At 39.2% G+C, this 12,355-nt stretch carries 8 protein-coding genes; 6 read left to right on the top strand and 2 right to left on the bottom strand.

Annotated elements, in window-relative coordinates; genetic code table 11:
* Positions 1 to 90 precede the first annotated feature (90 nt).
* Both NIES592_RS04115 and NIES592_RS04110 read left to right on the top strand, forming a co-directional pair.
* A complete protein-coding gene (locus NIES592_RS04115; protein WP_073555007.1) occupies positions 91 to 1,536 on the top strand; it encodes a serine/threonine-protein kinase in 1,446 nt (481 codons plus the stop codon).
* Between the two features lie 365 nt (positions 1,537 to 1,901).
* On the top strand, positions 1,902 to 2,957 hold the full coding sequence (locus NIES592_RS04110; RefSeq protein WP_062242638.1) for a PstS family phosphate ABC transporter substrate-binding protein: 1,056 nt from the start codon (positions 1,902 to 1,904) through the stop codon (positions 2,955 to 2,957).
* Between the two features lie 136 nt (positions 2,958 to 3,093).
* Here the strand turns inward: NIES592_RS04110 and NIES592_RS04105 are convergent, their stop codons facing one another.
* Complete coding sequence (locus NIES592_RS04105; RefSeq protein ID WP_009455792.1) at positions 3,094 to 3,852, bottom strand: Crp/Fnr family transcriptional regulator; 759 nt, start codon at positions 3,850 to 3,852, stop codon at positions 3,094 to 3,096.
* 265 nt (positions 3,853 to 4,117) lie between these two features.
* On the opposite strand from NIES592_RS04105, the gene NIES592_RS04100 reads away from it, so the two are divergent.
* Positions 4,118 to 5,005, top strand: a complete 888-nt coding sequence (locus NIES592_RS04100; RefSeq protein ID WP_073555006.1) for a DALR anticodon-binding domain-containing protein — start codon at positions 4,118 to 4,120, stop codon at positions 5,003 to 5,005.
* A 230-nt stretch (positions 5,006 to 5,235) separates the two neighbouring features.
* Here NIES592_RS04100 and NIES592_RS04095 read toward each other — a convergent pair whose 3' ends face one another.
* On the bottom strand, positions 5,236 to 6,084 hold the full coding sequence (locus NIES592_RS04095) for a Cof-type HAD-IIB family hydrolase (protein ID WP_073555308.1): 849 nt from the start codon (positions 6,082 to 6,084) through the stop codon (positions 5,236 to 5,238).
* Between the two features lie 713 nt (positions 6,085 to 6,797).
* On the opposite strand from NIES592_RS04095, the gene NIES592_RS04090 reads away from it, so the two are divergent.
* The 3 genes from NIES592_RS04090 to NIES592_RS04080 all read left to right on the top strand — a co-directional run bounded on the left by NIES592_RS04090 (position 6,798) and on the right by NIES592_RS04080 (position 12,244).
* Positions 6,798 to 7,634, top strand: a complete 837-nt coding sequence (locus tag NIES592_RS04090) for a DUF4114 domain-containing protein (RefSeq protein WP_062242632.1) — start codon at positions 6,798 to 6,800, stop codon at positions 7,632 to 7,634.
* Between the two features lie 49 nt (positions 7,635 to 7,683).
* A complete protein-coding gene (gene polA, locus NIES592_RS04085) occupies positions 7,684 to 10,650 on the top strand; it encodes a DNA polymerase I (protein ID WP_073555005.1) in 2,967 nt (988 codons plus the stop codon).
* Between the two features lie 556 nt (positions 10,651 to 11,206).
* Entirely contained in the window at positions 11,207 to 12,244 is a 1,038-nt protein-coding gene (locus tag NIES592_RS04080) for an AI-2E family transporter (protein WP_073555004.1), read from the top strand.
* Positions 12,245 to 12,355 lie beyond the last annotated feature (111 nt).

Raw genomic sequence — 12,355 nt, 5'->3', positions numbered from 1 at the left:
TCATTAGTCATTTGTGCTTTGTCATTTGTCATTTGTGAAGAAGCTAATGACCGATGGCTAGTGCCCAATGACTAATGACTATTAACAAAAATGGAAATTTACTGCACTCGTCCCGGTTGTCCTCGCCCACGCAACTATTTTTCAGATTTAGATGACCATTCCATCTTAAGAACCGTACAGCAAAAATACTGTACAGCTTGTGGAATGCCTCTAATTCTGGTTGGGCGATACTTACCGATGAAATTACTGGGACGAGGCGGTTTTGGAGCAGCGTTTTTAGCCTGCGATCGCTATACTCCAGGAATGCGCCAGTGTGTGGTTAAGCAATTCCAACCAGCAGGTAATCTCAGTGAAACTCAACTAAAGTTAGCACAAGATTTATTTGAGAGAGAAGCCATAGTTTTGGAAGAAATAGGCACTCAACACGAGCAAATACCTGACTTGTTTGCTTATTTTCCTATTATAGTTTCTAGCTTTTCTCAACTAGGACAACAAGAGCAATTTTTTTATCTTGTTCAAGAATATATTGATGGACAGAACCTAGAAGAAGAACTAAATCACAAAGGTCAATTCTCTGAACAAGAAGTATTAGATATGCTGCAAGATATTCTCAAAATCTTGCGGTTTGTCCATAACAAGGGCATCATTCACCGAGATATTAAACCCTCCAATATTATGCGCCATCGTAACGGTAAGCTTTACCTATTAGATTTTGGCGCTGTTAAGCAGGTAGCAAACACACCCCCTGGAGGAGTTGGTTCTTCTACTGGCATTTTTTCTCTGGGTTTTGCACCACCCGAACAAATGTCTGGTGGACAAGTCTTTCCCTCCACAGACTTATATGCACTGGCTGTGACAGCTGTAATGCTATTAACGGGTGAAAAGGACGTAACCAAGCTATTTGATGTTTATAGTAACCAGTGGAAATGGCAAGAGCGTGTTTCTGTCAGTCCTTTAGTGGCTAATACTCTCGATAGAATGCTTTTACCTGCTGCTAATCAACGCTTTCAGTCAGCACAAGAAGTTTTAGATGCTCTTAACTTAAATGTTCAGCCTGTAATACCAACACAAATCAATCCCCGCCAACCCACCCAATTACCGTCGTCAATCAAGTCGCAACCACAGCCTACACCTACTCAACCTGCACAGCAAGCACCATTTTCGTCAACGTCACGTGTTGCACCATTGTCTACTTTAGAGTTATTGATGGGGGCTGGATTCAGCGGTTTTGAAGGCGGATTGATTGCAATCGCTTTGTATGGTGTGCTTCGTTCTCTAAATATTACTTTTGTTGCTGGTGCTGTAATACTGGCAATATTAATTTTTGGGCAAAAGCAGCGCTGGATTGAAAGAACCGAGATGTTAGTCTTAGCAGCAGCTACATGGGGAGTGATATTTTTTTTCCCTGTGTTGCGGGCTGGTTTAAGTATTAAGCAAGTAATTATTTTATCTGTGGCTGCGGGTTTAGTCGCGATCGCTGTTACAGCTTTATTCCGTCTGATTTATAAATTATTAACTCTATTTTTTTCCAATTAACATCTAATGTGAATTAAAACTATGGCAATAATCTTGTTTTTAATCGTAGACGCGCTTTGCGCGGCTTCCGTAAGGTACACAGTGCAAGGCGATGAACACAGATAGATTATCGCCTTGCACTGTGTTCCATGAGTGTTCGTTAATCAAAACCAAACTCTGGACAATTGCTAATTGGTTGTGGCTGTTGTTTTTTGTTGGAAACAACCAATAACTAATAGGACTTACGCAAAAGTTGCCAAAAAGCTTAATTGATCGAACCGCCATAGGCGCGCTCATAGGCTTCCCGCACGGTAGACGCCAATAACGCCAAGAATTCGTAGAGTGTGCGTAAGTCCTGACTAACTACTAAAAATGGGTAAATTACTATGTCACAAAAAAATGAAACGCCAATTCTAATATTATCTTTATTAATAACTACTGGGCTAATTGGTGGCGGCTTTTGGTGGTTTACCAGAAAAAATAGCTTTAACTTGAATCAAGTTACCAAGCCTCAACCGATTAACTCTACTAGTCCTAATGTTACTAAGCCAGAATCAAGTGGTAATAACTTTGCCTCTATTCAAAGTGTCCCTACAGGATTATTCAACTACGGAGGTAGTACTTCTTGGGCACCGATTCGACTCACAGTCGATTCGGCAATTCAAGCAGCACGACCAGAATTTCGTCTGCGTTATGTAGAACCCAGTAGTGGTACTCCTGGTTCTGGTACGGGCATTCAGGCGCTAATTGATGGTCAACTTGCATTTGCCCAATCATCCCGGCCAATCTTAGACGAGGAGTTAAATCGTGCCAAGCAGCGCAGGTTTGCTCTGCGACAAATTGCTGTAGCAATTGATGGCTTAGCAGTAGCAGTAAATCCTAATATTAATATTCCAGGACTAACAGTAGACCAATTACGGTCTATTTACACAGGCAAAATCACGAATTGGAATCAAGTGGGTGGCCCTGATATCCCTATAAAGCCATACTCGCGTCGCATCAGTGATGGTGGGACTGTAGAACTATTTGTCCAAGACATCTTGAGTGGTCAAGCTTTTAGCTCCAATGTGGAGTTTGTTTCCACAACCACCCAAGCCTTACAAAAAGTGGCTGGTAGTATTGGTAGCATATACTACGCTTCTGCCCCAGAAGTTGTTCCCCAATGTTCAATTAAACCCTTGCCTTTGGGGCGAACGCAAGGGCAGTATATTACTCCTTACCAAGAACCACTTGTCCTCCCTTCTGAGTGTCCTGGTAAACGAAATAAATTGAACATAGAGGCTTTCCAATCTGGAAAGTATCCAATTACCCGAAATCTGTTTGTGGTGGTCAAACAGAATAACCAAATTGAGCAGCAAGCGGGTGTCGCTTATGCCAACTTGCTACTGACTGAGCAGGGGCAGGAATTAATTTCCCAAGCTGGGTTTGTCAAAATTCGCTGACACTTGTCATAAGCAGACAAGAAATCATTGGGGGATGATTTTTAGGAGATTTTACGCCTTCCCGTAAGGATAGCGGTGGTGGGGCGCTATTCCTGATGGTAGGCGACTTCTCGTCTAAAAATTTGGCAAATTTGCTTTAGCCGGCTCTGTTAATCGACTCTGCTGGCAAGCAAATCAAATTATCTCCCTGGGTGAGGATTAAGCCACGTTGACGCAACTTACCCATCAAACGGGTGACAGTAACACGAGTCGAACCAATAGCACTGCCAATTTGGGCATGGGTGAGAGGGAAAGGTAGGCAATAACCACGAATCACTTCAGGATCTGTTTCGCTTGTTGCCGGCTCTCCATATTCCTCAATCAACAACGTGAGGAATCCTAAGAGTCGGTCAATGGTACGGCGTTGTCCTAAGGCACTTAGCCACAACAGTTTGCGCTGGTGCTGATATCTAAAAAGATCCATGATTTCGCGGCGGAAGTGAGGCCAGTTATCTAAATCGTGCCAATACATCCACAACACTGCTGTTTGGTCAACGTGGGCGTAAGCCTGGAGTGTGAATGGTGATTGGGCAACAATTTCAAACGGGTTTCCTGCACCAACAAATCCTAAGAAGGCTTCTTCTGGGGTTCTGTTAATGCGTCGAGACGTTAGCTGATTTGCTGTTGCACTCACTTGGGCGGTTCCTACCATGCGGATAGCACCCCTTTGCACCAAATACAGCAATCCAGGACGGGCTGGAATGCGCTCATCTTTGCTAAAGGTGCGGCAGCGGTAGTGTTCTTGAGCCCAATCAAGAATTCGTTGCCAAGTTAAGAAAGGCCGTGATGCCTCAGAAAAGGAGGATGGAGATTGCATAGGTAACAAAGAGCGTTCGGCTGAAGACAAAGACGTCATAAAAAGGTGCAAGGAGTGTCTTCTCGTTGGCAGGTCAGGCTTAACACCTAACAGTGCCAGCCATGCAAAGAGTGGAATTTGAGTTCCTACTCTTTTGTTATACTACCTACTGTACAATGATGGTAGTAAAATTTACTCAGTTTCAAAAAAAATTTGCATAATTCTAATTTTTCTTTGCTTAAATTAAAGTTCTGTCTTAAGACAGATGACACAAAATCAATAGTTTTAATAAAGGAGTCTTTTATCAGTAAAATATGTGCATAAAATGCTACTAGTAAGTAAATACACGGCAATTAAACAGTTAGTACACAGTTATTTTATAATCGCTTTAAGTATTTATACGTATTATTCAAAAATAGAAACCCTAGCAGATAAAAAAATTCCTCTATCTAAAGGTAGAAATAGTAATCAAGTTTTTTACATCACAGGGTTAGCATTACAGCTATCAAAATATGAGAAAATTCCAGCGATGGAGATTGCTGAAGCGATCGCTTCTCATTTATCGGCAAACTCGGCTGGAGTTTTTAGTATTCAGATAGTTCCACCTGGTTGGATTCATCTAGAATTGGCACACCCTGTTTTGGCTGGCTGGTTGCAGAGGCTGGTTGAAAAACGGGGGGATATTGTGGCGCAGGGACACGGGGGAACGGAGGACAAGAAAGACAAGGAGGAATTGGTTACTGTATTATTCTCCTCACACTCCTCACACTCCTCACACTCCCCATCTCCCCAATCCCCGCTCCCTAATCACCTATTTCCAATTCAATATGCTCATGCACGCTGTTGTTCCCTTGTGCGGCTAGGTGAACGAGAGGGATTAATTACCTCTGAGGGCGCTATACCTTGGCTGAACAAACAACAAGAACTACGTTTTCATCACCCAAGTGAGTTGTGTTTGCTAAGTGAGTTAGTACAAGTAGTTGATGAATTAGAGTGTTCTGACTCCAGTGATTCGGTGAAATGGCAAAAACTAGCGCTTGGTTTAAGTCGAGTGTTTGACAACTTCTGGCGCGACTGTCGGATTTGGGGCGAGGTAAAAGTCAATTCACCAGAAATAGCTTTAGCTAGACTGGGATTGGTTATGGCCACTCAATCGGTTTTAAGAACACTGTTAGAAGAAAAGCTTGGTATTTTGGCTATTTTGGAATTGTGAGGAAATCTTCATTTAACGAGGTAGAAATATGAGAGTTTAATGAAAGAAACCAAAACTTTTGTAACAAGTATTGACTGCTCTAATCACCCAAGATATATTAGCTGGTGTGTGAGGAGCGAACCAGCAAGGGTGCCGAGACGAAACACGGCCAGTCGTCGGCACCCTTTCTGATTTTTTATAAATTGTTGATCGACGGTTGTTGACTGTTGGTCGTTTCAAACAACAAACAACTACTGCGATAGCAACAACTTTTCAATTGCCACTGCTGCTCCATCTTGCTCAACACTGGGAGCTATCCAGTTGGCGATCGCTTGCACTTGTAATGGAGCGTTACCCATAGCAACACCAATACCAGCATACTCTAGCATTTCTAAATCATTAAAGTTATCGCCAATAGTCATGACGTTATTAGGTTGTAGTCCTAGCAGTTCTTCAGCAAGGTAACGCACCGCCACACCTTTATTAGCAAAAGGATTAGTCGCTTCAAAAAATGTGGCAACCGATTTTGTCAAATACAACTCAGCAGGGGTGTATTGACGGCTTAAAGAACCGAGTAAATTATCAATAATGTCTGTGTCATTGCACAAAGCTAGTATTTTTGTAGGTTCATAAGTAGTTAAAACTTGGCGTAAGTCACCGACTGCAATAGGTTTAATCCTAGAACGTTCTGCATAAAGTTGAGTTTCGGTTGTGATTTCGCGGACGTAGAGTTGATCGTTGATGTAAAAATGAACAGATAAAAGCGATCGCAATTTTGGTTGTTCAAAATAGTCTAATAGCTGCTGAGCCATTTCCCTAGAAACAGGCAAATGTTGGTACATTTGTTGAGAGACTGGGTCTTGTATCCAGGCTCCTTGATAGGCTATTAAAGGTAGAGTAGAGCCAATGTCTTGGTGGAAGCGCAAAGCAGAACGGAACATCCTACCAGTGGCGATCGCGACTTTAATTCCTTGTGCTTTTGCCGCAGTAATTGCTTCTTTGACAGGTTCGCTGATATTGTTAGATTCGCCGGCGATAGTTCCATCTATATCTAGAACCAGCAGTTTAATTGCTATTTGAGTAGTAGATGCTTTATGCATAAATTTGGTGAGCAATTTCATCAAGAGAGACTCACTTAAGAGATTATCAGGCTAGGGTAAAATATGGCAGTAGCTATTGTTAAAGGTAATTTAGTTGAATCATACAAATCATATTTAAATTTAATTACTATTCTACGTAAATTTACGATGGTGAATTACCGAACACGTAGATAAATTCAGATATTTTATTAATTTTTTCACGATTTTCCTCAAGATAGAAAAATTTTCAGTACTTATTTGCTAATAAGTTGAATACAGATAACAAAAAAGCCCAGAATTGAGATTTGCTGATAGCTGAAAGAAAAATTCTATGAATAATTAGTAAAAACTATTTTGAAGTGTGGACAGACATGAATAGACTAAGTTATCAATTGATTAATCAAACACTCACTTCATCAGACAGTGCATCTTAGGTTGATAAAAGAATCCAAAAAACTCAGAATAGAAGCTTCCTCCTATTGGAACTTCTTCAAAATAGCCAGAGATTAGTGGGAGATACCTGCACTAAGAAGCTAATAGCATCCACATATCAACTACCATCTATTGACCACTAGTACCATTTTTTCAAAATAGGACTACAGATAGTTTGTAGTTAATTTTTGGAGAAACGGTATAAATTTCCGAGTAGCGTAGAGTTTTACAAAAGTTTACTTCTGCCTTCTCTACACAAGCAAGATACTTTTTCTGAATTAAACGCAAACAGAAGGATTTCCATGATTAAAAAAAGTCTAACCAAAATAATTTTTGCTGCTGCTGCATTCGCTGGATTATTTTCTCAAGTAGGCTCAGCATCTGCGAGTGATTTTACTTGGGATAATTCATGGGTTCAGCCAGAAATACAAAGTAAAGAAACAACAGGTTTTGATGACACCTTCTTTCAGCAATTTGTGCAAGCAGAAAGAATGGCTATACCAAATAGCCAACAATTTCTATTGGATCCTAGTAAATTATTCTTGAAATACAGTAACGACGTTAGTGTTTTTTTCATCAACGAAGGAGCTGGTTATAGAAACCAGTTGGCTTATCAAGCAACTGGGGCTACAAATAAATCTGGCCTAGTATTTAATGATATTGCTTGTAGTGGTTCCGGGTGCGTTGGTGATTGGGGTGGTAATACACTCAAACTGGGTGATGGAGTAAATCTTGGTAACTTTGCAGCAGGTACACAATTAGATTTCTGGTTGCGAGCCGATGGTTTGAATCGTGGTGATTCTGCAAATATTTTTGGTACCAAAACTTCTTCAAATTTAGATGGATTGCAGCATGTTATTGCCTATGCTGTTGGTGATTATATTTTATTAGGTTTTGAGGATTTGTATGGTGATTTGGGTGCTTCTGGAATAGATTCAAATACTGGGAAGTACAACGAAAGTTCAGATCGCGACTTTAATGATGTTGTGATGGTGCTGAAAATAGGTGAGAAAAATGTTAAAGCATTAACTTCAACTTCTGTTCCAGAACCAAGTGCAACTTTATCATTATTGGGTGTGGGAGCATTAGGTATGCTGAAACTAAGTCGTCGTCAAAAGCAGGTAAAAGAATCTACTTAATTTAGAATCACCTGTAATCTAAACGGAAGCAACTGGCTACAATAAGGCTATGTCCCAAACAACACCTTTAAATCAGTTGGCTTCCGATTTTTCAAACACGACACGTCCTACATTTATCCTCATCGATGGACACTCCTTGGCATTTCGTTCTTACTTCGCCTTTGCCAGAGGAAGAGACGGCGGACTGCGAACCAAAACAGGAATTCCTACCAGCGTCTGTTTTGGCTTTTTAAAGTGTCTGCTAGAAGTCATGACAGAACAACAGCCACAAGCGATTGCAGTGGCTTTTGATTTAGGTTTACCCACATTCCGCCACGAAGCAGATGATACTTATAAAGCTGATCGCCCAGGTACACCAGAGGATTTTGTTCCGGATTTGAAAAACTTACATGAGTTGCTGGATGCATTCAATCTGAAAATTCTCACCGCCCCTGGATACGAAGCAGATGATGTGCTGGGAACCCTAGCACAAAAGGCTAGTGCTGCGGGGTATCAAGTCAAGATTCTCACAGGCGATCGCGATTTGTTTCAACTCATTGATCCTAAAAAAGAAATTAGCGTTTTGTATTTTAGTCCAGATGCGCTCAAACGTGCCACAAATACAAATGGTATCAGCGAATTTGGAGAGGCAGAAGTTAAAGAAAAACTAGGAATATTACCATCACAAGTAATTGATTTTAAAGCTCTTTGTGGTGATAAATCAGATAATATTCCCGGTGTCAAAGGAATAGGTGAAAAAACAGCAGTCCAATTACTAAATACCTATGGTTCTCTTGAGCAAATTTATGCATCATTAAGTGAAATCAAAGGCGCGACTCAGAAAAAATTAGAAGCTGGTAAAGAAGACGCGGAAAAATCTCGATACTTAGCAGCGATCGTCCTTGATGTTCCCCTCGATATTGATTTAGAAGATTGTAAATTAAAAGGCTTTGATAGTAGCGTTCTGACACCTATTTTAGAAAACTTAGAATTTAAATCTTTTTTAGGCAAAATTAACCAACTCCAACAAAAATTTGGTGGTACTGTTGCAGAAACTTCAGCTACAAACACAGAAGGTAGAAATACGAAAAATCACGTCTCCACACAAGATGAAGATTTGTGGTTTTTCAGTGCAACAGATACAGAACAAATTCAACAGCAAAAAAATACTTCTACAATTCAACCACGTATTATTGATACAGAAGCCAAACTGACTGAGTTAGTGAAGATATTACAGGAATTTACTAACCCCAATTTACCCGTAGCTTGGGATACTGAAACCAACGACTTAGAACCACGAGATGCGGAATTAGTAGGAATTGGTTGTTGCTGGGGAACAAACCCAAATGAAATAGCTTACATTCCCTTGAATCATCAAAGTGGGAAAAATTTAAATAAAGAAATTGCACTACAAGCCCTACGCCCTATTTTGGAAAGTGCTAGCTATCCTAAGACTTTGCAAAATGCTAAATTTGATCGCTTAGTTTTGAAGTGCCAAAGAATTAATTTAACTGGGGTAGTCTTTGACCCCATGTTAGCAAGTTATGTCCTCAATCCTGATAGTAGTCATAATTTGAACGACTTAGCTCAAAAACATTTAGGGTTAATAATTCAAAATTATCTAGATTTAGTTCCCAAAGGGAACACTATCGCTGATATTGAAATTGCTCAAGTAGCTGACTATTGTGGTTTGCAAGTTTGGGCTACGTTCCAACTCGTGACAAAATTGCGTACGGAACTGGAGAAAATACCAGCTTTATATCGGCTACTAGTGGAAGTGGAACAACCCCTAGAAGCTGTTTTGGCAGAAATGGAATACAACGGTATTCACATCGATACAGCTTATTTAAAAGAACTTTCACAACAATTAGAAACAGATTTAGCCAAACTGGAACAACAAGTTTACGAAATAGCTGGAGAAAAGTTTAGTTTGGGTTCTCCCAAACAACTAAGTCAAATCTTGTTTGAAAAATTAGGGTTAAGTACTAAACATTCTCGCAAAATTCAAACAGGATATTCTACAGACGCAGCTACCTTAGAAAGATTACGAGAGGTAGATACAACTGGCATAATTGATGCCATCATTGAATATCGGACATTAGCAAAATTAAAATCTACTTACGTAGATGCTTTACCAGCCTTGGTGCGTGCAGATACAAAGCGAGTTCATACCGATTTTAATCAAACAGCGACATCAACAGGAAGGCTATCTTCTTCTAATCCAAATTTACAGAATATCCCAATTCGGACTGCCTTTAGTCGGCAAATTCGTAAGGCATTTCTACCAGAATCTGGTTGGTTAATGGTTGCTGCTGATTACTCGCAAATTGAGTTAAGAATTCTCACTCATTTGAGTCAAGAACCAGTATTAGTAGAAGCTTATCAAAACAACGAAGATATTCACACCGTTACCGCGAGACTGATGTTTGAAAAACAAGATATTACATCAGATGAAAGACGGGTAGCGAAAACAATTAACTTTGGTGTAATTTATGGAATGGGTTCGCTGAAATTTTCCCGTTCAACAGGTGTAGATCGAAACCTGGCGAACGAATTTATCAAGCGATTTAACAAACGTTATCCGAAAATATTTGAATATTTAGAGGGATTGAAAAAACAAGCGATCGCTCAAGGTTATGTCGAAACAATTCTCGGTAGGCGTCGTTATTTTGAGTTTACCACCAATAGCCTACGTCAATTAAAAGGCAGCAATCCGGAAGATATTGATTTAAGTAAGCTGAAGAATTTAGGTAATTACGACACTGGTTTATTACGTTCTGCTGCAAATGCCCCAATTCAAGGTTCTAGCGCTGATATTATCAAAATTGCGATGGTGAGGCTGCATGAAATTTTGCAAAATTACCAAGCACGATTATTGCTACAAGTTCACGACGAATTAGTATTTGAGGTTCCTCCGCAAGAATGGGAAGAATTACAAATGCAAATTAAGTCGACGATGGAAAATGCGGTGCAATTAAGTGTCCCCTTAGTAGTAGATGTACGTGCTGGTGAAAATTGGATGGAAACGAAGTCATAAGTGGCTGTCTAGAAAGTAGAAAAACAGGAATTAACAGCCAACCCATAATCTATCGGTGTTCATCTGTGTACTATGAGCCTTGAACTTCAGTTCAAGGTGTACTCAGGGTGAGGTGCAACTCAGGTGAGCGAACAAGAAAACAATCTGTGTACTCTACAGCAAGACGGACTCGATATAAAACTCTTGATTTTTCTGGATTATCCCTGAAGTGTAATGAAACGCACCAAGTTTAAAAAAGACATACCTTTAGATAGTTGTCTTGTCAGAATCCTTCCTTCTTGGGGAATTGAGATTATTAGCTAGAAAAACAGAAAAATATACTTTAGGAAAGTTGTTATTAGTACCTAAAGACTATAAGGTAAATGTCATTGGTTAATGGGCTTAAGACATTTTATTGGCTGTGTCGCTTTGCGTTAAATGCAGTGTTTTGAAACGCAAAGGAACGCAAAGTAACCGCAGAGGAGTGCAGAGTTTTTACTATAAAGAACTTGCTAGGAATTAAATAAATGTTGTACTTAGTCCTATTAACCTTTAATATACTTATCTCTAATAATTCATGAGTAGCTTGGAAAATAATAATTTTTGGTCTAGGTTAAATAATGTTGTTTTAGTCAGATTTTTACTTTTGGTCGCTTCTGGGTGGGCAATTGTAATACTTTTGGCTTATTTTGAACCAGTGATTGTAATTTTTACTTTTGCTGCTATATTAGCTTTTTTACTAAGTTATCCTGTCAAATGGCTAAAACGTTTTTTGCCCCATAGTTTAGCAGTAATTGTAATTTTTTTGCTGAGTATTGTGATTATTGGTAGTCTAACAATTACTGTTGGCTTAACTGTTGTCTCCCAAGGACAACAATTAATTGATAGTCTTACAGCTTTTCTCAATTCATTAGTACCTTTATTAGAGCGAATAGAATCATTTTTTCGTTCACGTAATATTCAGCTAGATTTAACTGTTATTGAAGAACAAATCCGCGCCCAAGCCATATCTAGCCTTGTTAATAGCTTGGCTATTTTACAAACATTTTTAACTAATTTTGTGACTTTTATATTAATCGCAGTTATTGCTTTTTTTATGCTCCTGGATGGAGAAAAACTGTGGTATTTAATTCTCAAAGTAGTACCAAAGCACCGCCGTAACAGATTTAATAATATAGTTAAACGCAATTTTTTAGGATTTTTTCAAGGTCAATTGATATTAACTTTATTTCTGACTAGTTCTACTTTTATTGCGTTCTTGTTATTAAAAGTTCCCTTTGCTTTAATATTGTCAGTAATAGTCGGTTTACTAGACATTATTCCTGGTATCGGTGCAACCTTGGGAATTGGCACAATCACTTTGATTATATTATCTCAAGGTGTTTGGTTGGCTCTCAAGGTATTGGTAGTTTGCATTATACTTCAGCAAATACAAGATAATCTTATTGCACCTCGGATTATGCAAGGTGCGCTAAATCTTAATCCTGTAGTGGTATTTTTTGCTTTACTAGTAGGCGCAAGAGTAGCTGGTTTATTGGGAATTTTTATTGCAATTCCCATTGCTGGAGTTATAGTTTCTATGTTTGAAATTGATGAAATGAAGTCAGAAGTTTAGTTGATTATGAGTGTTAACACATTTAGCCTTTGAATATTTATATTCATAAAGTACTGACTAGAAACTAATCTAAACCTATGGAATTTTGTGTAAATTTTATTTAATATAGTA

Origin of the sequence: Fischerella major NIES-592, from assembly GCF_001904645.1 — a bacterium.
In the GTDB taxonomy this organism is placed as follows: domain Bacteria; phylum Cyanobacteriota; class Cyanobacteriia; order Cyanobacteriales; family Nostocaceae; genus Fischerella; species Fischerella thermalis.
This window is presented reverse-complemented; position numbering and strand designations above follow the sequence as displayed.

Coding starts and splice junctions, on each gene's coding strand:
- NIES592_RS04105 (WP_009455792.1), bottom strand. CDS start 3,852: ATGACGTCTTTGTCTTCAGCCGAACGCTCTTTGTTACCTATGCAATCT.
- NIES592_RS04110 (WP_062242638.1), top strand. CDS start 1,902: ATGTCACAAAAAAATGAAACGCCAATTCTAATATTATCTTTATTAATA.
- NIES592_RS04090 (WP_062242632.1), top strand. CDS start 6,798: ATGATTAAAAAAAGTCTAACCAAAATAATTTTTGCTGCTGCTGCATTC.
- NIES592_RS04095 (WP_073555308.1), bottom strand. CDS start 6,084: ATGCATAAAGCATCTACTACTCAAATAGCAATTAAACTGCTGGTTCTA.
- NIES592_RS04080 (WP_073555004.1), top strand. CDS start 11,207: ATGAGTAGCTTGGAAAATAATAATTTTTGGTCTAGGTTAAATAATGTT.
- polA (WP_073555005.1), top strand. CDS start 7,684: ATGTCCCAAACAACACCTTTAAATCAGTTGGCTTCCGATTTTTCAAAC.
- NIES592_RS04100 (WP_073555006.1), top strand. CDS start 4,118: ATGCTACTAGTAAGTAAATACACGGCAATTAAACAGTTAGTACACAGT.
- NIES592_RS04115 (WP_073555007.1), top strand. CDS start 91: ATGGAAATTTACTGCACTCGTCCCGGTTGTCCTCGCCCACGCAACTAT.